The sequence below is a fragment of the Streptomyces sp. NPDC086554 genome, assembly GCF_040686095.1.
Taxonomy (GTDB): domain Bacteria; phylum Actinomycetota; class Actinomycetes; order Streptomycetales; family Streptomycetaceae; genus Streptomyces.
In genome coordinates this window covers 20,054-42,651 of sequence record NZ_JBFBJK010000038.1, presented here as the reverse complement: position 1 = coordinate 42,651, position 22,598 = coordinate 20,054, and the positions used below count along the sequence as shown (strand labels likewise).

The window sequence follows — 22,598 nt, the reverse complement described above, 5'->3', positions numbered from 1 at the left end:
TGCCGGAGCATCTGGCGGCCGCGACACTGCGCCCATCATGCCTAGTGCTCCCGGGGACATATCCGTCGCGCCAGGGGGCCTGTGGTCCCGTAACTTCTCGCTCTTCTTCGCCGCCCGTGGCATCGCCCGGCTCGGCGACATGATGGCCCCGGTGGCGCTGGCCGCCGGGCTGGTGCTGAGCGGATACGGGGCCGGGGTGGTGGGGGCCGTACTGGCCAGCATGACGGCCTGCTTCGCCGGGTTCGTCATCTTCGGCGGGGTGATCGCCGACCGGGTGAACAACCGGGTGCTGATGATCGGGGCGGACCTTGTACGCGTCGTCGTGCAAGGCGTCATGGCCGGGCTCTTCTTCACCGGCCATATCGTCGTCTGGCAGATCTGTCTGCTGTCCGCCGTCAACGGCATCTGCGCCGCGCTCTTCCAGCCGGGCCTGCCCACCCTCATCCCGCGGATCGCCGCGGACGTGCAGGGCGCGAACGGGGCCATCCGCACCATCGAGTCCCTGATGACCATGGCGGGGCCCGCGGTGGCCGGTGCGCTGGTGGGACTCACCGGGCCGGCCTTGGTCTTCGTCGCGTACGCCTTCACGTATCTGGCGAGTGCCGTCTGCCTGGCGCTGCTGCGACTGCCGGCGGCGGACCGGTCCGTGGTGGCGAAAGAGCACTCCTTCCGGTCCGATCTGGTGCAGGGGTGGCAGGAGTTCCGGTCCCGGACCTGGCTCTGGGGCGTCATCGTGATCTGGATGGTCCTGATGATCTCGTCCTGGGGGCCGATGATCCCGCTGATCGCGACCCAGATCGTCTCCGAGCACGGCCCCCGCACGCTCGGCCTGGTCAACTCGGCGATGGGCGCGGGCATGGTGGTCGGCGCGATCGTCGCCATGCGGGTGCGGCCGGTGCGGCCACTGCGGGCCGGTTCCGTGGCGCTGCTGCTGTACTGGATGCAGCCCGCGTCGGTGGCGCTCGGCCTTCCGGTGCCGCTGATCGCCGCGGGGCTCGCGGCCGCCGGTGCGGCCAACGCCTTCTGGGGCGTGATGTGGACGACCAGCATCCTGACCCAGGTGCCGCCTGAGGTGCGGAGCCGGGTTCACGCCTACGACGTGGCCGGATCGGTGGCGATGATGCCTGTGGGGCAGGCCCTCGCCGGTCCCGCGTCGGAGATCTTCGGGGTGCGCGAGGTGCTGGGGTTCAACGCGGTGATGGCGATGGGGGTGGCGGTGGCGCTGCTGTCCGTGCCGGCGATCCGCAATCTACGGAAGGTGGATGGGCGAGGCACATCCAAGGCCGCTCCGGCCGCAGTTGAGGAATCCGCCGGCAGGGAAACCTGATGAGGTGTCGACAGGCCTTGGCCTGATGAGGTGTCGACAGGCCTCGGCATCGACTCGAGGCCTGTCGGCAACGACGGCAGCCGGGCTCCGACCTGCCCGCCGTCGGAGCGATCCGCTAGGGCCGAACCGCCACCGCATCCACCTCGAACAGCATCCCCGGCAGCGCGAGAGAGGCGACGCCACTCAGCGTCTGGGCCGGCAGCCGGTCGCCGAAGCGGGCCTGCAGCGCCTTGCCCAGGGTCTCCAGCTTGTCGAGGTCGTGGTCGACGATGAAGGTTCCGAGGCGGACCACGTGCTCGTATCCGAGACCGACCCCCTCCAGCGCCGATCGCAGCCGGTCGAAGGCCAGGTCTACCTGAGCGGCGAAGTCTCCGGGCACGGGTGCGCCGGTGGCGTCAGAGGCGTATTGGCCGCCGATGAAGACGAGTTCGCCCGGCGCCGAGGCGGCGTGGCTGTAGCCGAACGGTGTCGGGTCGTGGAGAGTCGCGGGGTTGGTGATGGTGCGCTGATCGTTCGTCATGTCTCCTCGAACGTCCGCGCGGGCGTGCTCATTCCGCACCGGCTCCTGGCTCGGGACGCCTGGCCGTGTTCGCGCGGGGCGGATGCCGAGCCTGTGGGCCTGTCTACGCCGACTGCATATGGGAAGGGAAGACACGGGCCGGGCGTTCCCTGAAGCCGAGTTGGGCGCGCTTTGCGAGACTACCTAAGCCGGTCCCCTCGCGGCCCGGGCAGCCGACCTGTCAGCGCAGGTCCAACCGCATCAGGACCCGGGGATGACCTGCCAGCACCGAGGCCGTATCGGCGGCGTGGGTGAATCCGGCGCGTTCGAAGTTCTTGCGGATCCCGGCGTACGCCATCGTCAGGTCGACCTTGGCATCACCGCTGTCGAGGGGGTACGCCTCGACCACCGGTGCGCCGTGCGCACGGGCGAACTCGACCGCACCGGCGATCAGGGCGTGCGAGATGCCCTGCTTCCGGTGACCGGGACGTACGCGGATGCACCACGTCACTCGCGGCCGACAGGGGGCAACGTGGCGGACGTACACGATGACGCGATCGGCCATCGCCGCGAGACTGTGCAGCGCCTGGGTGCCGCTCTGACCACGCCCAAGCGCGAGCGGGGCGCGACTTCTGGGTCGTCCTCGAAGGCCAGAGCTCCGCCGCCCGTCGGCGCCCGCCACGGCCCGGCGGTCGCACAAGCCGCCCTGAGTCGCTCAAGCGCTCTCCCGCTGATCCGCCACCGTCGTCGGCGGTGGCGGTGGCGGTGGCGGTGGCGGACGAAGAAGCCAAGGTGACCCTTCATCGTTTCCTCGAGGAGCAGCGCGAGGCGTACGAGAACTTCCCGAAGCCCTCAGTTCGTCCTGTCCGTGCGCTCTCCCGCGCCGGGCGATTCCCGGGCCCCGTCGGACGACGGAGACCCACGCCCCGACGACTCCTGAGGCGCACGGTGCTCACACCACCACCCGCTCGTGGTAGTGGCGCGGGCCGCGGCCCGGCCATGTGCGCTCGGCCTGTCGCGCTCAGCCGTACTCGTGAGGATCGAGGCAGCGATGAGGCCTATGAGGACGGCGACCGTGCCAATTCGGGGAATTGGCCGCTGATGGCGGCGCGTATGCGTACGCGTGTGAGCGCACCCATCCGACGGGGTTCGGGTCGACAGCAATCTCTGGCCAGTGTTCCCAAGCGCAATAGAAAGCGTGCTCGACCGCTTCGAAGGCTCGTCCGCGACATCCGGTGAGCAGGCGTGTCTCGTGAGTCAATTCCGGGGCGGCATACAGATACAGCGCATCGAATGCGGCCTCGGGGGTGGACGCCGAGCGGAATGTTTCCGCCGTGCGTCCGGGCGCGACGGCCAGCATTTCGGTTACGGGGTGAGTGATCGGTGCTGGCGAACCTGCTGGCGAAGGCGGTGAGAGGCGATACGCCAAGATAGGCTCACCGCATGATCATCCCATTTGTCGTTGGTGTCACTGTCCTGCTCACGGTCGCCGCCGTGGGCGTGTGGGTGTGCCTGGAGTTCTGCGCGGCGTGCCGCGAACGCAGGCGCACGCCCGTCGGGCCCGCCGCGGACGGCCGGTAGTCCGAGCGCCAGCAGTCCGCGCGCCGGCATCGGCGAGGCGTGAACCTCGGTGAGCCGGTGCGGCGGGCAGCATGACCACCGCACCGGCTCCCGGCCGCTCGCTCAGGATGCGTTCGGGCCCACGTCAGCCGCCGTGAGGGGACGACGGAGCGGCGCCGCGGTCGCGTACTCGTCGGCGCCGATGTCACGGGTGGTGCCGCGCGGGTGGCCGTCGATGTCGTCGGCCACGGTCGGTGTCCCCAGCGTCGCCCCGCCGATCGCCGGGCTTCCCGCCGCCAGTCGGTGGATGCCGTCGGACTCCTTGTGCAGGAGAGGGTCGGTGCGGCGGAAGCCGCCGGAGGGGATGTTGCCGTCGGATGCCGCGCCCCACAGGATGTTGCTCTGCCAGGTGAAACCAGTGGTCTTTCCCATCGCGACCAGGCTGCCTGCGTCGCCGACCAGGAGGTTGTCGGCAATGACCACCTTCTGCGGCTCGTAGTCCCTGCTCTCGCCCGACAGCGTCACGGCGTTGCCGTACAGGGTGTTGTGCAGGATCACCGCGCGGTCGCACGCGTCGTTGCCCCGCCGCTCCTCGGTCGTCTCGCCGGGGTGGTGATCCCGGGTGGTGCCGCTGCCGATCACGAGGGCGCGGTCCGACAGATTGCCGAGGTAGTTGTTGACGACCAGATGGTCGTTGCCGTAGACGCGCACTCCGTTGGCGCCGTCGATCAGATAGTTGCCCTCCACGGTGGAGTGGTTGCCGTGGCGCAGCACGATGCCGCCGCGGCTGTTGCGAATGGTGTTGTACCGGATGGTGTTGTCCGAGGACTTCACCGAGATGGTTTCGGGGTCGCCGTCGCACCGCTCGAACAGGTTGTGCTCGACGACGGCGTCGGCGCTGGACAGCGCCCGTCCGCTGACGCCGAGGCGGATCGGTTCGCCGCCGTTGGCGCCGGTGAAGGTGTGGTCGGCGAAGTGGTTCTTGAAGATGGTCAGGCGCTGCGCCATGGCGGTCGGGCCGGGGCCGTCGACGACGAGGAAGATGCCCTCGGTCTTCTTGTCGTGGAAGCGGTTCCGGTCGATCTTGACGTCGTCGCCACGGACGACGACCCAGTCGAATCCGGCGCCGGTGTCGGTGAATCCGAAGTCGTTGCGGGTCAGCCGGATGTGCGTACAGCTCGCCGGGATCTCCAGCGTGGTGCTCTGGCGGAACACGAAGCCCCGGACGGTTATGTTGCTCTCGTCGCTGAAGACGAAGCCGCGCTCGCCGCGCAGCACCACTCCGCCGCGCGACTGCGCGACGATGGTGATCGGTGCGTCACCGGTGCCGTGCTTGCCGGACACTCTGACGGCGCGGCCCGACGGAACGGTGTATGTGCCGTTGGCCAGGACGATCTGATCGCCGGGAACCGCCCGGTCGATCGCCTTCTGCAGGTCTGCCAGGGAACCGGCCGGCGCTGCGGCGGCCGGCGCCGCGCCGGCCGAGATCGAGGCGTGGAGCGGCACCGCGGCTAACGCTGTGCCCAGCAATGTGCCGGTGAGGAACGTACGTCGTTGCATGGTGCCTCCTGATTGGTGGGTGGCCTGCGTTATCTGGTCTTCCCACAGCGCCCGTCGAGTTCATACGTCCAGTTGCGCGCGAAGGAGCCCGTCGAGGCGCCGCCATGCCGCGGACGCGGCGTTGACCGTGCCCTGGATGAGGGCGGGGATCTCGGAGGCCGCGTCCAGTTCGGGCGGGGCGTCGGTGGCATAGCGTTCCCGGGTCGCCTCGGCGATTCTGCGGGCGAGGTCGTCGATGCGGGGATCGTCGGGGTCGAGGTCGTGTGCGTGGTCGTAGTCGTGGAAGAGCTGCCGCAGCGCCGGGTCGGCCAGGGTCTCGGCCTGGTCGTGGAAGAGTGCGATGGCGCGGTCGGGGTGGGCTGCGAACACGAGGATCCACAGGTCGCGTTGGAGGTCCACCCAGCGCGGCGTGAATCCCCAGCGGGTCAGCTGCTCCAGGTGGGCGCCGACCTCGGTGGGCAGCGGGGCCGTCAGCTGCCCGGCCGCGAGCTCGCGCAGGCGCCCCTGCGTTGCCCGCAGGCCACGGATGCGGGCGGTGAGTTCGTCGTCGATCTCGTGCAGCGCCTGCTGGAACTCGTCGTCTGTCGCTGATCTCAGGTCCCGGATACGGGCCAGGGGGACCCCGGCTTCGGCGAGCGTGCGGATCTTGATGAGGTCGATGGCGTCGCTCGCGCCGTAGCGCCGGTAGCCCGACGCATCTCGGTCGGGCTCGGGGAGCAGTCCCTTGTCGTGATAGACGCGAATGGTCTTGATCGACACTCCGACGTAGCCGGCCAACTGCCCGATGGTGATCACTCGGCCATCGTCGCATTTGACCTTTCCCCAGGGGCAGGGCCGCAGCATGGCGTCATGACGAACACGAACGCGAATACGAGCATGAATGCGAACTTCGATCGCGAGACGCTGCGCGCGTTGGCCGATGCGGGCAACGAGACCGCGGCGGACCGCCTTGCCGACCTCGCCGAGGCGGCCGGCGATCTCGAGGAGTTGAGCGCGCTGTTGGACGAGGGATGCATGCGCGCCGGCTTCCTGCTCACGCGGCGCGCGGCCGCGGCCGGTGACCTGCGCGAGCTGCAGCGGATCTCCGATGCCGGGTACGACGAGGCCGGCAGTGAGCTGGATCGGCTCCTGAAGGCGCCCGCCGACGGACATCGGGCGCCTCGGACGTGAGGAGTCGTCCGGATGCCGTGCTGGGAGATGTTCCGGAGCCGTAGGCCGAAAGCAGGTCGACGCCGACCGATCACAGCCGGCTTCAGCCAGGTTGGAAGAATGCGAGCATTTTCTGGGCGGCGTCCGGCGACGTCAGCAATTCCTGCATGTCCGCGGACATCCGGGCGGCGGCGCTGGTGCGTTCGAACATCTCGCGTTCGTATTCTTTGACGGCGGCGGGAAAGTCGTCCGGGTGCGCGGCCAGCGCGAGACCGAGCAGGGAGCCGTCGAGCAGCGCCATGTTGGCGCCCTCTCCCACCGGCGGCATCAGGTGTGCGGCATCGCCGAGCAGTGTGACGTCTGGCGTCGACGGCCAGGTCAGGCCGACCGGGAGAGTGGTGATCGGCCGCGGCACGACCGTGTCGTCGCAGGCCGCGATCAGTGCGGCGAACCGTGCGTCCCAGCCGGGGAGCAGGTCGATCAGCCGCGCCCGGGCGGCGGCCGGGTCATCGAACGGGATCCCGCTGGTGGCGAACCAGTCCTCGGCGGTGTTGTAGAAGCTGAGGCCGATGCGAACGCGGCCGTCGCCGTTGCGCTGCGCCGCCAGGGACAGTCCGTTGCCGAGCGCCCAGTAGGTGCCGCGCCCGACCATCGCCGCGAGGTCGGGGTGCGTACGGTCGATGTCGGGAATGCCGATCTCGACGACGTTCTGGCCGATGTGTGTCGGGCGGGCGTCGGTGAGCAGCGCGCGGACACGGGAGTTCGCGCCGTCCGCGCCGACCAGCAGGTCATACGTCGCACTGCTGCCGTCGGCGAAGCGCAGCAGGCCGTTGTCGGCGGATGTGAACGCGTGCCCCCAGCGCACCGCGTTATCGGGGAGGGAATCAAGGAGCAGGTTGCGCAGATCGGTGCGGTCGACCTCGGGTCGATCGAGCGGGGCGTCGTCGGGCGTGTCCTCCTGGAGCAGCAGAGTGCCATCCGGTTCGAGCAGACGCATGTCCTGGCCTTCACCACGGGCAATCGCGTGGAAGCGGTCGATCAGACCGGCCTCGCGCAGCGCCCGCTGGCCGGAGTGGATGTCGAGCATGCCGCCCTGACCGCGCGCACCGCGTGACGATTCACGCTCATACACGACGGATTCCATGCCCTTCACGTGCAGTACACGGGCGAGAGCCAGGCCGCCGAGGCCGGCTCCGACGATGGCGATGGTCATGGATGCCTCTCTTCGATACGCCGTACTGATCGATACAGTGTATCGACCGATGCGATGTATTGTTTGCGGCATGTTGGTGTGGGAGAGGCCGGAGCCACCGAATCGCCCCGTGCCGGCCCCGTTGAGCCGGGAGCGGATCGTGCGAGCGGCGATCCAGCTGGCCGACGCGGACGGCCTGGACGCGGTGTCGCTGCGCAAGGTCGCCACCGCGTTGGATGTCCGTCCGATGCGGCTGTACGGCTACATCGCCGGCAAGGAGGAGTTGCTCGACCTCATGGTCGACGCCGCCCATGCCGAGATCCGGCCGGTCGGAGAAGGCTGGCGGGAGGTGCTCCAGTCCCTCGCCGAAGCCACTCGGCACGCCGCTCACGAGCACGAATGGCTCGCCGATCTCCTGGGTGGCCGACCCCAGCTCGGGCCGCACGCACTGGCCAGCGGGGAGACCGTGGTGGCCGCGCTGGGCGACGTCGACGTGGACGCCGTCATGCCGGTGGTCGCCGCAGTCAACGCGTACGCGATCGGCGCGGTACGTCGGGAGATCGCCGAGCGGCGTGCCGAGCGGGCCACCGGGATGGACGAGAAGCGTTGGCAGGCCTCACTCGGGCCCTATCTGGAGCGGACCTTCGCCACCGGCCGATTCCCCGCGCTGGCCACGGTGGTGCGCGATGCCGCCCACCTGGACGCCGACCACACCTTCCGGATCGGCCTCGACTTCCTGCTCGACGGCATCGAAGCACGCATCGCAAGGTGAAGCACGGCCGAAGGACCGGACTGGCCCTGGCATCGCCTCCATCGACGCAGGCCGCCCCCGGTCGAGCGGTCGCACCCGAGGTCCAGGGGCAGGCGCGGTGCACGTCAGACCCGATTGTCAGTGCCGCCAGGCACGATGGCTCACATGACAACCAACGCCCCTGTGTTTGCCGATGCCGCCGCCTACGCTCAGGCGGTCGAGGACGCTTCGAAGGCCGCGGCCGCCTACTACGTGGGCGGCACCTCGGCGTTGGACGACGATGCGTACGACCGTCTGGTGCGGTCGATCGCCGCATTCGAGGCCGAGCATCCCGAGCAGGTGCTGCCCCACTCCCCGACCGGGAAGGTCGCCGGCGGTGCCGTTCAGAGCGATGTCCCGCACACGGTGGCCATGCTCAGCCTGGACAATGTGTTCACGGCCGAGGAGTTCACCACCTGGACGGTCTCCGTGGCCCGCCGGATCGGCCGCGAGGTGGCGCGGTGGAATGTTCAGCCCAAGCTGGACGGCCTGGCCATCGCCGCCCGCTACACCGATGGCCGCCTCACCCGCCTGGTGACCCGCGGGGACGGCACGGCCGGGGAGGACGTGTCGCATGCGATAGGCACCATCGAGGGCCTGCCCGACGAGCTCACCGAACCCCTGACCGTGGAGGTTCGCGGTGAAGTCCTGATGACCACCGGCCAGTTCGACCACGCCAACACCGTGCGCACCGCGCACGGCGGCGCCCCGTTCGCCAACCCGCGCAACGCCGCGGCCGGCACCCTGCGCGCCAAGGACCGTGCCTACACGGTGCCGATGACGTTCTTCGCCTACGGCCTGCTGCCGCTGCCGGCCACACCGGCCGACGCCGCCGAGCAGTTGGCCACGCTGCCCCACGGCAATCTCATGCAGTACGCCGTCGACCTCGGCCTGCGCACCCCGGCCGGCACCCCGGTTCCGGGCGTCACGCTGACAGCCGTCGATGACGTGCTGCGCCGGGTGGAGGAGATTGCCGCGCTGCGGGCCGAACTGCCCTTCGGTATCGACGGGATCGTCATCAAGGCCGACCTCGCAGAAGATCAGCAGGCTGCCGGATCCGGCAGCCGGGCCCCGCACTGGGCGATCGCCTTCAAGCTGCCCGCCGTGGAGAAGATCACCAAGCTGGTCGGGGTGGAGTGGAACGTCGGCCGCACCGGCATCATCGCCCCGCGGGCCGTCCTTGAGCCGGTCGACATCGACGGCTCCACCGTCACGTACGCCACGCTGCACAACCCGTCCGACATCACCCGGCGCGACCTGCGCCTCGGCGACCACGTCATGGTCTACAAGGCGGGCGACATCATCCCCCGCGTGGAAGCGCCCGTCGCCCATCTGCGCACCGGCGACGAAGAGCCGATCGCGTTTCCCGAGGCGTGCCCGCAGTGCGGCTCCGGCATCGACGTCGGCGAGCTGCGCTGGCGGTGCGAACGCGGCCGCGACTGCCACCTGGTCGCCTCGCTGTCCTACGCCGCGGGCCGCGACCAGCTCGACATCGAGGGCCTGGGCGCCAGCCGCGTCATCCAGCTCGTCGACGCGGGCCTGGTCACCGATGTCGCCGACCTGTTCGCCCTCACCCGCGAACAACTCCTCGGTCTGGAGCGGATGGGCGAGACCAGCACCGACAATCTCCTGGCGGCGATCGAGGCGGCCAAGGCCCAGCCACTGTCTCGGGTCCTGTGCGCCCTGGGCGTGCGCGGCACCGGCCGCTCCATGTCCCGCCGCATCGCCCGGCACTTCGCCACCATGGACCACATCCGGTCCGCCGACGCGGAGGCGATGCAGCAGGTCGAGGGCATCGGCAGCGAGAAGGCCCCGGTCATCGTCGCCGAGCTGGAAGCGCTCGCCCCGGTCATCGACAAACTCACCGCGGCCGGGGTGAACATGACCGAGCCCGGCGCCACGGCACCCTCCCCCGACGACCAGAGCGAGCCCGCCGCGCAAGCGGGTCCGCTGGAGGGCATGACCGTGGTGGTCACCGGCGCCATGACCGGCCCCTTGGAGCAGCTCAGCCGCAACCAGATGAACGAACTGATCGAGCGCGCCGGCGGCAAGTCGTCCTCCAGCGTCTCCAAGCGCACCAGCCTCGTCGTGGCGGGCGAAGGCGCCGGATCCAAGCGAGCCAAGGCCGAGTCTCTCGGCGTACGCCTTGCCGCGCCGGATGAGTTCGCCGGGCTGGTGGCGGGCCTGCTGGCCTGAGGCCCGCCCTGCGTGAACGGGGGGTACGGGGAGGCGCGGGCCTGCGCTATAGTTGATCTTGAGCCCGCAGCCGGAACTCCCGGCACTGGGCCTCGCGTTGGTCGTCCAAGGAAAGACGCCCCGCTTCCTGCGGGGAAATGCAGGTGCAAGGCCTGCCCAGCGCTCGCGACAAGCCCCGGGCTCCCACAGGGACCCGGGGCTTTTTCTGCAGCGCGTCGTCGTGACGGCGCAGCCGGACGCTGATCGCGCCGACGGTCATCTCTCATGCGCGTAACCGGAATCCTCGAAGTAGACGTCCCTGCGTTCGGAGTTGACCGGTGCCGAGCAGTCCACCGCGTTGTAGGTGGAGTCGTACGGCGTGAACACCTGCCATGCGGCATAGACCCAGAACAGGGAGGCGCAGACCAGCACCCCGATTGCCTTGGACTGCCTTGAGACTCTACGGATCACGGTTCGGATTCATCCAGCGGGTGGCTCACGTGGCTCACCGTCCCAACTGCGCTGCCTTCACCGCGCGTTGGGCGAAGACGTCTTCGCGGCGGTCTTCCATCTGCCGCAAGGCGTCCTTGCGATCGCGCTTGGGGAGCCGGTCGAGATACGTGTGGCCGACGAGGTGGTCGGTCTCGTGCTGGAGGCACCGGGCGAAGTAGCCCGTCCCCTCGATGACGACCGGGTTGCCGTCCTTGTCGAATCCTCGGGCTACGGCATGGTCGGTGCGGGCGACCTCCTTGGTGGCACCCGGCACGGACAGGCAGCCTTCGTAGGCGTCGATGAGTCGGCGGCTCCCGGGATCGGGCAGGTCCAGAACCGGATTGACGATGTGACCGACGTGCCGGATCCCTTGGTCGTCCGGGCAGTCGTACACGAACACCCGCAGGTCGACGCCGACTTGATTGGCGGCGAGGCCGGCACCGTCGGCCACATGCATCGTCAGGAACATGTCGTCGATCAGCGCCGACAGTTCGGCGGAGCCGAACTCGGTCACTTCCTGGCACCGGCGGCTCAGGACGTCCTCTCCGACCACCGTGACCCGGAGCACCGAGCCCCGTTGCGCCTCCGGCGGCAGCGCCGGATAGGAGTCGACGGGGCTCCCCTGAACACGCACCCGCCGGTCGATGGGACGGGACCGCTCGTGACCAACAGGCATGATGCCTCCCCTTCTTCGGGCGCCGCGGACGCCACGAACGTCACGCGCATGTCATCGCGGACTGATGCTCGTGACGCTTCCGGCGCTCCTGACCAAGAACTTGCCATGCGCTTTGCAAAGTAGCAGACTTTGCAAAGTGACCGAAGAAGACCTCAACACCCCGCCCGACCACACCCGTTCCGGCGACGGACTGCGCGAGCACGAGGTCCGCACCGCCCTGCTGAACCTGCTCGCGGACGTCGGCACCGTCACCGCGACCGAAGCCGCCGCCCGACTCGGCTACAGCTCCGGGCTCTGCTCCTTTCACCTGCGCCAGCTCGCACGCCATGGGCACGTCGAAGAGGCTCCCCACAGCGGAGGCCGGGCACGGCCCTGGCGGCTGCGGCAGCACAGCCCCGACACCGGTGCGCCCACGGACGAATTCAGCGACCTGGCCCGGGGGTTGGAGGACGAGAGCTGGAATCGATGGCTCGCCCAACGTGACCAGGCTCCGCCCGACTGGCGCCACGACGAGGCCTTCAGCGCCGTCGCCTATCTGACACCCGACGAAATGAGCCGGGTCGCGGACGTCATCCGACGGGCGCTCGCCCCCTACCAGGACCGCGAACAACGCCCCCTGGCCCGGCCCAACGGCGCCCACCCCGTCGCCCTCATCACCCGGCTGTTCCCCCTGCTCCCCCATCCGACGGGCGAGACGAAGAACGACTGACGGGCCGAAGCCCGGACGGCAGTCGATGGTCACGGGGACGCCAATGGGATTCAGCTTTGGGCAGCGGCGCGGCGGGCAACTCCCCGTCGAACCGACCAGTTTCGTCGGACGTACTGCGGAACTCGCCCTGGTGCACGGAACGGCAGCGGGATCGGCGAACTCACCCCGCGCGAGCGGGAGGTCGCTGCACTCGTGGCACAGGGTGTTTCGAACCGCGACGTCACCTCGCGTACGGAGATCGCGGCGGCGCTGCATACGCGACGACGCCCCCTCACCCCGTACCGCTGTCGCGCCACGGACACGCATGTGCCGCCACTCCCCCTCGGCGGCGCGGGAGGGGCGGCTGCCCTCGTAGACGGGGCAGCCGCATCATGTCTACGGAGCGGCCGGGGCGCGGCGGGGACGCGGCACGAGTTCGCCGCCGCAGTTGGGGCACGAGTTCTGCATGGCGTCGCTGCAGGGCACGCAGAACGTGCAAACGTGCACTCGTACGAGCAGATGCGGGCGGGCGCATCCTGCGGCAGCGCCGCGTCGGCACATCGTTCGCAGCGGTCGCGCATTTCCAAAGCCATGGCTCTCCTGGCGAGTTCGGGGTTCCGTCGCCCGGTGAGCATACGGATGCGTCCCCGCCGTACGTATACGAGTACCCGCTCAGGACGGGCCGTCGTCCAGGGCTTCGGCGATGAGGAGGGCTACGTCGTCGCGGCTGTCGGCGGCGGGGAGCGTGGCGAGGAGGTGGTCGCAGGTGACCTCCAGGGGCAGTTGAGGACCCGAGAGGAGGCGCAGGACCGCGTTCATGCGCGTGTCGAGGGATTCGGTGCGGGTTTCCACCAGGCCGTCGGTGTACAGCACCAGGCGGGTGCCGGGCGGCAGGTCGATGCGGGTGGTGGTGAAGTCCACGCCCTCGGCGGCGCCCAGCGGGGCGCCGGTGGGCAGGTCAAGGAGGGCGGGCGGGCTTCCCGCGTGGTGGACGGCGGGCGGCAGGTGGCCGGCCAGGGCGATGCGGCACTGCTGGGCGCGGGGTTCACAGAGGGCGTAGACGCAGGTGGCGATCGTCTCGTCGAGTTCGCGGGTGAGCAGGTCAAGGTGGTGCAGGATCTCGGCGGGGTCGAGGCCGAGGCGGGCCAAAGTGCGGGTGGCGGTGCGGAGTTGGCCCATCGTCGCTGCGGCGTTGAGGCCGGATCCCATGACATCACCCACGACCAGGGCCGTGGCATCTCCGGCGAGGGGAATGACGTCGAACCAGTCGCCGCCCGCATGTCCTGCGGATCCGGCGGGCCGGTAGCGGCAGGCCACGCGGAGACCCGGCGGGTCGGGCGGGGTCTCGGGCAGCAGGTGACGCTGCAGGGTGGTGACGGCCTGGAGCTGGGTGCGGTACAGGCGGGCGTTGTCGATGCAGACGGCCGCGCGGGCGGCGAGTTCCTCGGCGAGCAGGATGTCGTCGGCGTTGAAGGGCAGCGGGTTGCGGGCGCGTTTGAGGTCGAGGGCGCCGAGGACTTCGCCGCGGGCGATGAGCGGCACGGCCAGGTAGGAGTGGACGCCGGAGCGGGCAAGGACCGCGGCGGCCTCGTCGTCGCGGGCGATGTGCCGCAGGTGGTCGGGGCGGACGTGGGCGACGTGGACGGTGCGTCCGGTGGTGACGCACCGGGTGACAAGGCGGTCGGACTCATAACGGGTGATCTCGCCCGGCGGGTCGGCGGCGTCGGCGGCGCGGGTGGCGTAGGCGGCCTTGACGGCCAGGGCACGGAAGACGGCGGGCTCGGAGGTGACGGTGCGGTGCGGGGGTTGTGCGGCCAGGGCCGAGTCAAGGACGTCGACGGCGGCGATGTCCGCGAGGTCGGGGACCACGGTGTCGGCGAGTTCGCGGGCGGTCTGGTCCAGGTCGAGCGTGGTGCCTATGCGCGCCGATGCCTGCGCGATCACGGCCAGGCGCTTGCGGGCCTGTGTGCTGTGCAGATCCGCGCGGTACTGCTCGGTGACGTCGATGACCGTCATGGTGACGCCGACGACCTGGCCGACGGAGTCCTCGAGGCGGAAGTACGACACCCGCCACGCCCGACGCCCCTCCACACCCACGTGCGCACGCTCGGTGACGGAGCGGTCGAGCAGCGGAGTGCCGCTGTCCAGGACCTGACGCAGCGCGGCCTCGATGGTCCCGGGATCACCGAAAGGCAGTTCCTCGACGGCGCTGCGGCCCAGGCACCACTGGGCGGGCCGGCCGATGATCCTCTCGAGCGCCGGGTTGACCAGCACGTATCGCAGATCGGTGTCCACCACCGCCACCCCGGTCGGTGACTGCGTCACCAGCTTCCCGGACAGCGCCAGGTGCCGCTCGACCCCGCGTACGACGGATTCTTCGGCGGCGATTCCCAGCGCGTACCCGAAGCCGTCCTGATCGAGCAGCCGCATGTTGCGGAACTCCACGAGGCGCGAGGTCCCGTCCCGGTGGTGGACGGGAAAGACCCCCGCCCAGCTCCCGCCTTCGGTCATGACCTTGGCGAACAGGTCAAGAGCGACCTCGGCGTGCTCCTCGGCGACCAGGAGTGTGGCCGCGTACTGGCCCAGCGCCTCCTCGGCGGTCCAGCCGAACAGCTTCTCGGCCTGCGGGCTCCACAGGGTGATCCGCCCCTTGGCGTCGAGCACCACGGCGGCCACGCCCAGCATGTCGAGGAGGCCGCCCGGCGCTGACGGGGTGAGCGGCTCGGGCCAGGGCCTGGCTTTGAAGGCGTCAGACGCGTTCATGGCAGGTTCTCCCTTCCCCGTGCCCGGCCGCGGACGGGCTCCGACGCCTTGGCCCCACCCCGGCGGGCGGAGCTTCGGGCAGATCGGACCGCTTCCATCGTCCACCCGATCGGCTCGGCGGGCCCATTCGGTGCATCGATCACTCGGCTCGACCCCGCAGTGCACTCATGCCCCGACTCGGGTGAAGGCATCCCCATGGCACTCGGTGCCGCGCGGCGTCCGGGCGCGGCGGAGTCCGGCAGCTCGAAGGTGATGAACCCGCGGGCGGTGTCACCGGGCGAGATCGAGACGGACCCGGGGAAGGAGGGACCGGCGCTGGTCTTGGCGGACAGGGCGGAGTCGAAGTGCCGACCGTCGGCGTCGACGTCGAAGTGCTGACCGTCGGCGTCGACAAGGACGGCTCCGTTGCCCGGGCTGTCCTTGTACCGAGCCTCGCCCGTGTTCTTCAGCTGGAACTGGACGGCGACATAGCGGTTGCCGGGCTCAGGGGCGAAGATCTGGTTCGTGGTGCGCGCCGGGTCGACGACCTTCAGGACGGTGACGTCGAGCCGCTCACCACGGGTGTTCCCCTCCAAGGACAGCGTCGCGCCGATGCCGGGCTCCGGCGGGGAAGGAGCCGCCTCTGGTCGGCGATCCGTGAAGGCGGCGGGAGCCGCCGCGACTGCCGGGGCAGCGGCCAGCCGGACGCTCACACCACCGGCCGCGATGAAAGCGCACACCCCCAGCAGGTTCGCCAACCGCCCGGCACATGCGGCGCCCGTTCCGGGGCGGCCCAGTCGAGTACTCCGGAGCCCACCGGCCCTGCACAAGCCGGAATACGCGGCCCCCGACGGTAAGTTGGGGCCGACATGACAGAGACACCTTTCGACCCGCACGCACTGCTCGCCCAGAGCAACCTCGGCGTGCTCGCGACGATCAAATCCGACGGCCGCCCCCAGCTCTCCCCGATCATGCCGTCGTACGACCGCGCCGCCGGCGTCATCCGCGTGTCGACGACACAGCACACCGCCAAGATCGCCAACCTGCGCCGGGATCCCCGCGCCGCACTGGAAGTGACAAGTCCGGACGGCCGGGCGTGGGCCACCGCCGAGGGCACGGTCACCCTCACCGGACCGGGCACCGACCCCGATGGTCCGGAGGTCCAGGCGCTGGTGGACTACTACCGCAGCGCCGCCGGCGAGCACCCGGACTGGGACGAGTACCGCGCCGTCATGGTCTCCGACCGCAGAGTGCTGATCACGATGACCGTCGAGAACGTGTACGGCGCCAGCATCCGCTGACAACGGGCTGCCCCATGGACACGTACGGAGCGGCTGACCGTACAGCCGCTCCGTCATCCAACTCCGCGTCACCGTTACAACGTTCGGGTGGCTCGGCGGCACGGCTGCAACCGGACCGCTGCCCCACTGCCTCCTCATCGGCACACGCACCGCCCGCCCGACGTGAGGAAGCCACCATGACCGCACCCACCACTGACGCGATCCTGCCGACCGTGAACTGGGACGCCGAGGCCGACTTCCTGCTGCCTCCGCCCGACCCGACGCAGCGCCTGGACACGGCGGCACACCCCCAGCACGTCCTCACCGCCCGCGACCGGCACCGGCTGAACCTCCACGCCACACTCACCGCGGCCGGGATCCCTCCGCACCCCGATGACACCAAGGCCATCGACGCGCTCAGCACCCTCGACGACACGGTCGCCCTCGCGGTCCGCCGCTGGCTCACCTCCGGGTCATCGGCCCTGCTCACCTGAGCGGCGAGAACGGCCGCACGCCCGGCCTACGCAGTGGTCGCCCTGTCAGGCGGAAGCGCGCAGAGCGAGGATCAGCAGGTCGCACGGGCGCAGGCCGTCGACAGCAAGGGAGGGCCCGGGCACACCCTGTTGCTGGCACTGGCGCTGGCGCTGCCCTGTGTGAAGGTGACGTACACGGTGGGCGGCGGGGCGAACGCACGCGGTGTCTTCGTCGGCATGGAGCCCGCCAACTGGCCCGACGTGGTGCTCGGGATGCTCCTCACCGAGCCGGCGCTCGGCGCGGTGTTCGGGATCGTCGCTTCGCGGGTCGTGTTCGCGCTGTTCGCGGCGCGCGGCGCCGTGCCCAAGGGGCACAGCTTGGCCGACACCGCGCGACGGATCGCGTTGACGGTCGTCAACCCGTTCCTGCTTCTACGGGCCTTGGTGGGGCCTGGCCACCGGCCTGATCGCGTTCGCGCTGCGCGGGGTGGCGGGTGCCGAGCAGTGGATCGCCGCCGCACTCACCGCCGCCGTCCTGCCGCTGCTCGCGTTCAATGTCGCGCTCGACGGCAAGGCGTGGACCTCGGTGCTCGAATGCCAAGTGCAGAACGGCACGGAGACTTCGACGCAGCGCCTGATCGAACTGGGCCGCAAGGGCAACGCCGTGTCGGCCGGCGCAGAATGGTCGGCGCCAGGGCCAGAGCCAGCGGAAACGGGAGAGTCACCGAGTGCGTGTGCTGTTGTCTACGTTTGGGTCGCGCGGGGATGTCGAACCGCTGGTGGGACTCGCGGTGCGGTTGCGGGCGCTCGGCGCGGAGGTACGGGTGTGTGCGCCGCCGGACGAGGATTTCGCGCAGCGGCTTGCCGGTGTCGGTGTGCCGCTGGTGCCGGTCGGCCAGTCGGCGCGCGCGATGACGAAGGCGGCGCCTCGCCCGTCGTCGCTGCCCGAGCGCGCGGCCGCGGTCATCGCCAGCCAGTTCGACGTGGTCACCTCGGCGGTCGAGGGGTGTGATGTGTTGTTGGCGACCGGCATGATGCCCGCGGCCGCCGGTGCGCTGTCGGTGGCCGAGAAGCTGGACATCCCGTCCGTGTCCGTGACCTTCCAGCAGGTCACCCTGCCGTCGCCGTACCACGCGCCGCTGGCGTATCCGGGCCGGCCGTTCCCGCCGGACGTGACCGACAACCGGGCGCTGTGGGAGCTGGACGCCCAGAGCATCGACGTGCTTTTCGGCGAGGCGCTCAACACCAATCGGGCGTCGTTCGGCCTGCCGCCGGTGGCCGACGTCCGCGACTACGTCATCGGCGACCGGCCGTGGCTGGCGACGGACCCGGTCCTGGATCCGTGGCAGGAGCCTGCCGACCTCGACGTCGTGCAGACCGGCGCGTGGATCCTGCCGGACGAACGCCCGCTCCCGGACGATCTGGTGGAGTTTCTGGACGCCGGCGAGCCACCGGTGTACGCGGGCTTCGGCAGCATGCCTCTGGGCGCCTCGAAGGATGCCGCCCAGGTGGTCATCGAAGCGATCCGGGCGCAGGGCCGCCGTGCGGTCGTGTCCCGCGGCTGGGCCGACCTGGACCTGATCGACGACGGGGACGACTGCTTCGCCGTCGGCGAGGCCAATCATCAGGCGCTGTTCGGCCGGGTGGCCGCCGTGGTGCACCACGGCGGCGCGGGCACGACGACGACGGCCGCCCGGGTCGGCGCGCCTCAGGTGGTGGTGCCCCAGTTGGCGGACCAGCCGTACTGGGCCGGCCGGGTGGCCGCATTGGGCATCGGCGCGGCGCACGACGGTCCGACGCCGACCTTCGCGTCCCTGTCAGCCGCGCTCAAGACGGCCCTGGCCCCCGAGGTCCGTGCACGCGCGGCGACCGTGGCCGGCACGATCCGAACGGACGGGATGGCTGTGGCCGCGAGGCTGCTTCTCGACGCGGCCGCCTGAGAAGAATCGGACACTCTCACCCTGAACCGGAGGTTGAGGGTTCACTCGATGAGCCCCCTTTGCCGGCCGGTCCCGACCGCCGCGATGAGTTTGCGCGGCCCGGGCAGTCTCAATCCCCGGGCAGTCTCCATCACCGTCAACCAACACAGGAGGAAGCACGTGCCACAGCTGTTGAGGGTCCAGAACTTCAACGTCTCGAGCGACGGGTTCGGTGCCGGCGAGGGCCAGAGCCTCGAGCGGCCGTTCGGGCATGCCGATCCGGGGAAGATCTTCGCCTGGGCCGGAGCCACGGCGAGCTGGCCCATGCGCACCGACCCCGGAGGCAGCCGCGGCCTCGACGACTACCTCACCCGGGACTACGACCGCAACATCGGTGCCGAGATCATGGGCCGCAACAAGTTCGGGCCCCAGCGCGGGCCCTGGGAGAACTACGACTGGCGCGGCTGGTGGGGTGACGAACCCCCCTTCCACACCCCGGTGTTCGTCATGACCCACCACACACGCCCCTCCTTCACGCTGTCCGACACCACGTTCCACTTCGTCGACGACGACCCGGCCACGGTCCTCGAAAGGGCGCGTGAGGCAGCGCAGGGCAAGGACGTGCGACTCGGCGGCGGGGCCACCACCATCCGGGAGTTCCTCGACGCCGACCTCGTGGACACCCTGCACGTGGCGGTCTCGCCGACGGAACTCGGAGCCGGGGCGCGGCTCTGGGAGTCCCCCGACGAGCTACTCGACCGGTTCCACTGCGACGTCGTGCCGAGCCCGAGCGGCGTGACGCACCACCTGTTCTGGCGAAAGTGACGTCACGGCGTGCCCGGTGAAGTCAGCGCCCTGCCCGGTGAAGTCAGCGCGGGGACTGCGGGTGTTTCGGCTGGGCGATCGCGAGGGTGCGCGGAGCGCTAGGGCCTGTCCGATGGGTCCTGCCGGGGTCGCGACCCCTGGCACGCACTCCCCCAAGCTCTCGGCTTCGCTCGAGCAGGGAGGTGCCCCCTCCCGCGTTGACGTCGGTTGCCAACGCTCCGCGTTGTCGCCCTCCTCCGCCTTGCAGCTGCACGCACCAGGGCCCGCTCGGCCCTGCTGAATCGGCACCCGGCGCAAAGACCGGCCTGACCCATCGGACAGGCCCTAGCCCAGCCACACTCCGTCGCGCATGATGACCCTGCCGCGCAGTTCGGGCTCACACCGCCACGCGCGCACGGTCTTCGGAACCACGTGCACGTACAGGAAGGTGGCTTCCTCCGCGCGAGGGTCCCACCCGAACTTGTCGACGAACGCGTCCGCCGCGTCCGTCGGCACGTTCCGGTCCAGGAAGCTCTCCGCCTCGCCCTGCAGCAGCACCACATCGACGGTGTCGGGGAGCGACAGGCGGACGCGGGACTCCTTGCGTACGTTGCGTGCGGTCACGGATGTCTCGCCGGTGCACATCCATATGCCTTGTCCGTCCCACCAGAACCACAGGGGTACTTGGTGCGGGCCGTGCTCGGGGTGGGACGTCGCCACCCAGATGTCCCGCTCCGACTCGAGCCGTGCCAGGGTGTCGCGCCTGCGTTCCGCCACGTTGCGGTGAGTGGTTTCCGTGGTCTGCATGGATGGTGACCCTATGCGGCGGCCGCGTCGCACGCATGGGGCGGGGGTCCTACGCCTGGCGACCTACCTGCTGCTCAGCCCATCGTCCCGGCGGTGGGGCAACTCGGCTGCAGGGGGAAGCTGCGGGCCGCTACTCGTTGTCCGGCTCGGGGTCCCAGTCCAGGAGCCGTACCTTCGCCACTGTGCGGACATGCCTGCGCATCGCCGCCGCCGCCTTCTTGGGCTGCCGGGCCTCGATCGCCTCTAGGATCGCGAGGTGCTGGGCGTGCGACCGCGGGGGGCGGCCGGGCTGACGCAGGGACTCGTTGCGGCTCTCGGCGATCTGGTCGGTGATGGAGCGCATGAACTCGGCGAGGATGCTGCTGTGCGCCGCCGCGGTGACCGCCGCGTGGAAGAGGCGGTCACCCTCCACGCCGTGCGCGCCGTCCTCGATCTCGGTGGCCATCCGGGCCAGGGCCGAGCGGATGGCCGCCAGGTCCTCGTCGGTGCGGCGCTCGGCGGCCAGTTCGGCGAGCTTGGTCTCCAGGGCCTCGCGCGCGTCCAATACGTCGGGGAGCCGCCGTCGGCGTTCCACGAGTTGCTCGACGGGTTCGACGTCGAGGGTGTCGCGGACCAGGTAGGTGCCGCCGCCGTGCCGGGCCTCCACCAGGCCCTGGACCTCCAGTACGACGATGGCCTGCTTCACGGAGGCGCGGCTGACGCCGAGCCGGGCCGCCAGGTCGCGCTCGGGTGGGAGGCGGTCGCCCGCTCCCAGGCCGCCCTTGGCGACGTAGTCGCGAAGGCTGTCGAGGACCTGCTCGTACAGGCGCGGCTTGGCCGCCACCGGGCGCAGCGCGTCGGTCATGCCCGTCCCCCTTGCCCGCTCTTGCGCGGTGTTGGTCCCCTGCGGCGGCAGCGTAACACCGGGGGCAGCTGGCTCACCGGGTCTGTGGATAAGTGGCCGAGTGGATAAGTGGCTGAGCCAATTCATGTCGCGCCTCTTGACGGTCTCGACGCGCAACACCCAATGTGGTTCAGCCACTTGACCACTGCGCCACTTGACCACTGCACCACTTGACCACTGCACCGCTTGACCACTCGGCCACTCGGCCGCTCAGCCGCTCAACCACTTACTGGCCTGGGGACCCAAGGACGGGAGCCCGCATGTCCGCCGAATTGATATCGATCCTCGTGCTCGTCGTGGTGTTCGTGATCGCCACCACCCGCTCCATCAACATGGGCGCCCTCGCCTTCGCCGCCGCGTTCGGCGTCGGCGAACTCGTCGCGGACCTCGACGCCGACAAGATCTTCGCCGGTTTCCCCGGTGACCTCTTCGTCGTACTCGTCGGCGTGACATATCTGTTCGCGATCGCACGGTCCAACGGCACCACCGACTGGCTGGTGCACGCCTCGATCCGGCTCGTGCGCGGGCGGGTGGTGCTGATCCCGTGGGTGATGTTCGTGCTGACCGGTGCGCTCACGGCGATCGGCGCGGTCAGCCCGGCCGCCGTCGCCATCGTGGCGCCGATCGCCCTGAGCTTCGCCGCGCGGTACGCGATCAGCCCGCTGCTGATGGGGGCAATGGTGGTGCACGGTGCACAGGGCGGTGGCTTCTCCCCGATCAGCATCTACGGGACGATCGTCAACGGCATCGTCGAGCGCGAGAACCTCCCCGGCAACGAGATCACCCTGTTCCTCGCCTCACTCGTCGTCAACCTCGTGATCGCCGCTGTGGTGTTCGTGCTGTTCGGAGGGCTGAAGCTGCGGAAGGTCGATGCGCTCGCGGAGGGCGGCCCCGACGACGCCGACAAGGCGGCCGAAGCGGCAGCCCGTCTCACCCCCGCCCGCATCGCCACCCTCGCCGCCCTCGTGGCCTTGGTGGTCGCCGTACTCGCCTTCGATCTGGACGCCGGGCTGACCTCCATCACCCTCGCCGTCCTCCTCGCCGCCTGCTGGCCCGAGGACAGCCGCAACGCCGTCAGCCAGATCGCCTGGTCGACGGTCCTGCTGATCTGCGGAGTGCTGACGTACGTCGGCGTCCTGGACCAGATGGGCACGATCGACTGGGCGGGCGAGGGCGTCAGCGACATCGGCGTCCCGCTGCTGTCCGCCGTGCTGCTTTGCTACATCGGCGCGCTGGTCTCCGCGTTCGCCTCTTCCGTCGGCATCATGGGGGCGCTGATTCCGCTGGCGGTCCCCTTCCTGGCGCAGGGCGAGATCGGGGCGGTCGGCATGGTGGCTGCGCTCGCGGTGTCGGCGACGGTGGTGGATGTGAGCCCGTTCTCGACCAACGGCGCGCTGGTGCTGGCCGCGGCACCGGGTGTCGACCGGGAGCGTTTCTTCCGGCAGCTGATGGTGTACGGAGGAATCGTGGTGGCCGTGGTGCCCGCTGTGGTGTGGCTCGCGCTGGTGGTGCCCGACTGGGGATGACGCGGCGACGCGGCCGCGCCATCCGGACCGACACACAGCTGACCAGCAGCTTATGA

The 22,598-nt window shown here is 70.1% G+C and carries 21 protein-coding genes and 3 pseudogenes; 12 read left to right on the top strand and 12 right to left on the bottom strand.

All coding sequences use genetic code 11. The annotated features are described in order from the left end of the window. The first annotated feature begins 37 nt into the window (after positions 1-37). A complete protein-coding gene (locus AB0O76_RS40015) occupies positions 38-1,327 on the top strand; it encodes an MFS transporter (protein WP_365501950.1) in 1,290 nt (429 codons plus the stop codon). A gap of 115 nt (positions 1,328-1,442) precedes the next feature. Here AB0O76_RS40015 and AB0O76_RS40010 read toward each other — a convergent pair whose 3' ends face one another. After that, a complete protein-coding gene (locus AB0O76_RS40010; RefSeq protein WP_365501948.1) occupies positions 1,443-1,847 on the bottom strand; it encodes a Rid family hydrolase in 405 nt (134 codons plus the stop codon). 220 nt (positions 1,848-2,067) lie between these two features. Further along, positions 2,068-2,331: pseudogene (locus AB0O76_RS40005) on the bottom strand (GNAT family N-acetyltransferase); the annotation flags it as partial. 938 nt (positions 2,332-3,269) lie between these two features. Between AB0O76_RS40005 and AB0O76_RS40000 the strand changes: the two are divergent. Beyond that, the gene (locus AB0O76_RS40000) at positions 3,270-3,407 is read left to right on the top strand and encodes a hypothetical protein (protein ID WP_360780052.1); all 138 of its coding nucleotides are present in this window, start codon (positions 3,270-3,272) and stop codon (positions 3,405-3,407) included. Positions 3,408-3,509: 102 nt separating this feature from the next. Here AB0O76_RS40000 and AB0O76_RS39995 read toward each other — a convergent pair whose 3' ends face one another. Next, positions 3,510-4,946 carry a polysaccharide lyase 6 family protein gene (locus tag AB0O76_RS39995; protein ID WP_365501945.1) on the bottom strand — a complete coding sequence of 479 codons (1,437 nt, stop codon included), beginning with the start codon at positions 4,944-4,946 and terminating at the stop codon, positions 3,510-3,512. A gap of 60 nt (positions 4,947-5,006) precedes the next feature. Then, positions 5,007-5,741, bottom strand: coding sequence for a MerR family transcriptional regulator (locus tag AB0O76_RS39990; RefSeq protein WP_365501943.1), 735 nt, complete (start codon positions 5,739-5,741; stop codon positions 5,007-5,009). Between the two features lie 54 nt (positions 5,742-5,795). Here AB0O76_RS39990 and AB0O76_RS39985 point away from each other — a divergent pair, with 54 nt between their 5' ends. Beyond that, a complete protein-coding gene (locus AB0O76_RS39985) occupies positions 5,796-6,116 on the top strand; it encodes a hypothetical protein (RefSeq protein ID WP_365501941.1) in 321 nt (106 codons plus the stop codon). Positions 6,117-6,198: 82 nt separating this feature from the next. On the opposite strand, the gene AB0O76_RS39980 is transcribed toward AB0O76_RS39985, so the two are convergent. Continuing rightward, positions 6,199-7,308: an FAD-dependent monooxygenase gene (locus AB0O76_RS39980; RefSeq protein WP_365501939.1), complete on the bottom strand. Its 1,110-nt coding sequence runs from the start codon at positions 7,306-7,308 to the stop codon at positions 6,199-6,201. 70 nt (positions 7,309-7,378) lie between these two features. On the opposite strand from AB0O76_RS39980, the gene AB0O76_RS39975 reads away from it, so the two are divergent. Continuing rightward, positions 7,379-8,059, top strand: a complete 681-nt coding sequence (locus AB0O76_RS39975) for a TetR/AcrR family transcriptional regulator C-terminal domain-containing protein (protein WP_365501937.1) — start codon at positions 7,379-7,381, stop codon at positions 8,057-8,059. Between the two features lie 135 nt (positions 8,060-8,194). Further along, complete coding sequence (gene ligA, locus AB0O76_RS39970) at positions 8,195-10,273, top strand: NAD-dependent DNA ligase LigA (RefSeq protein WP_365501935.1); 2,079 nt, start codon at positions 8,195-8,197, stop codon at positions 10,271-10,273. A gap of 255 nt (positions 10,274-10,528) precedes the next feature. Here the strand turns inward: ligA and AB0O76_RS39965 are convergent, their stop codons facing one another. Together AB0O76_RS39965 and def are read right to left on the bottom strand one after the other, a co-directional pair. Beyond that, positions 10,529-10,723 carry a hypothetical protein gene (locus AB0O76_RS39965; protein WP_365501933.1) on the bottom strand — a complete coding sequence of 65 codons (195 nt, stop codon included), beginning with the start codon at positions 10,721-10,723 and terminating at the stop codon, positions 10,529-10,531. 34 nt (positions 10,724-10,757) lie between these two features. After that, the gene (gene def, locus AB0O76_RS39960; RefSeq protein ID WP_365501931.1) at positions 10,758-11,420 is read right to left on the bottom strand and encodes a peptide deformylase; all 663 of its coding nucleotides are present in this window, start codon (positions 11,418-11,420) and stop codon (positions 10,758-10,760) included. Positions 11,421-11,556: 136 nt separating this feature from the next. Here def and AB0O76_RS39955 point away from each other — a divergent pair, with 136 nt between their 5' ends. Beyond that, the gene (locus tag AB0O76_RS39955) at positions 11,557-12,129 is read left to right on the top strand and encodes a winged helix-turn-helix domain-containing protein (protein WP_365501929.1); all 573 of its coding nucleotides are present in this window, start codon (positions 11,557-11,559) and stop codon (positions 12,127-12,129) included. Between the two features lie 375 nt (positions 12,130-12,504). Here AB0O76_RS39955 and AB0O76_RS39950 read toward each other — a convergent pair. The 3 genes and pseudogenes from AB0O76_RS39950 to AB0O76_RS39940 all read right to left on the bottom strand — a co-directional run bounded on the left by AB0O76_RS39950 (position 12,505) and on the right by AB0O76_RS39940 (position 15,590). Next, positions 12,505-12,701: pseudogene (locus AB0O76_RS39950) on the bottom strand (DUF1272 domain-containing protein). 79 nt (positions 12,702-12,780) lie between these two features. Beyond that, on the bottom strand, positions 12,781-14,871 hold the full coding sequence (locus AB0O76_RS39945; protein WP_365501927.1) for a SpoIIE family protein phosphatase: 2,091 nt from the start codon (positions 14,869-14,871) through the stop codon (positions 12,781-12,783). After that, a complete protein-coding gene (locus tag AB0O76_RS39940; protein WP_365501925.1) occupies positions 14,868-15,590 on the bottom strand; it encodes a DUF4352 domain-containing protein in 723 nt (240 codons plus the stop codon). Before AB0O76_RS39940 ends, AB0O76_RS39945 begins: the two co-directional genes overlap by 4 nt. Positions 15,591-15,719: 129 nt before the next feature. Between AB0O76_RS39940 and AB0O76_RS39935 the strand changes: the two genes are divergently transcribed. The 5 genes and pseudogenes from AB0O76_RS39935 to AB0O76_RS39915 all read left to right on the top strand — a co-directional run bounded on the left by AB0O76_RS39935 (position 15,720) and on the right by AB0O76_RS39915 (position 19,347). After that, positions 15,720-16,151, top strand: coding sequence for a PPOX class F420-dependent oxidoreductase (locus AB0O76_RS39935; protein WP_365501923.1), 432 nt, complete (start codon positions 15,720-15,722; stop codon positions 16,149-16,151). Positions 16,152-16,327: 176 nt separating this feature from the next. Beyond that, on the top strand, positions 16,328-16,624 hold the full coding sequence (locus tag AB0O76_RS39930) for a hypothetical protein (protein WP_365501921.1): 297 nt from the start codon (positions 16,328-16,330) through the stop codon (positions 16,622-16,624). A 42-nt stretch (positions 16,625-16,666) separates the two neighbouring features. Next, positions 16,667-17,270 (top strand): annotated as a pseudogene (locus tag AB0O76_RS39925) (hypothetical protein); the annotation flags it as partial. Positions 17,271-17,337: 67 nt separating this feature from the next. Next, entirely contained in the window at positions 17,338-18,543 is a 1,206-nt protein-coding gene (locus tag AB0O76_RS39920) for a glycosyltransferase (protein WP_365501919.1), read from the top strand. Positions 18,544-18,702: 159 nt separating this feature from the next. Beyond that, entirely contained in the window at positions 18,703-19,347 is a 645-nt protein-coding gene (locus AB0O76_RS39915; protein WP_365501917.1) for a dihydrofolate reductase family protein, read from the top strand. Positions 19,348-19,671: 324 nt separating this feature from the next. On the opposite strand, the gene AB0O76_RS39910 is transcribed toward AB0O76_RS39915, so the two are convergent. Further along, positions 19,672-20,133 (bottom strand): pyridoxamine 5'-phosphate oxidase family protein, encoded by a 462-nt coding sequence (locus tag AB0O76_RS39910; protein WP_365501915.1) that lies wholly within the window; start codon positions 20,131-20,133, stop codon positions 19,672-19,674. 130 nt (positions 20,134-20,263) lie between these two features. Beyond that, positions 20,264-20,977, bottom strand: a complete 714-nt coding sequence (locus AB0O76_RS39905) for a FadR/GntR family transcriptional regulator (protein ID WP_365501913.1) — start codon at positions 20,975-20,977, stop codon at positions 20,264-20,266. Positions 20,978-21,276: 299 nt separating this feature from the next. Here AB0O76_RS39905 and AB0O76_RS39900 point away from each other — a divergent pair, with 299 nt between their 5' ends. Then, the gene (locus tag AB0O76_RS39900; RefSeq protein ID WP_365501911.1) at positions 21,277-22,542 is read left to right on the top strand and encodes an SLC13 family permease; all 1,266 of its coding nucleotides are present in this window, start codon (positions 21,277-21,279) and stop codon (positions 22,540-22,542) included. Positions 22,543-22,598: the final 56 nt, after the last annotated feature.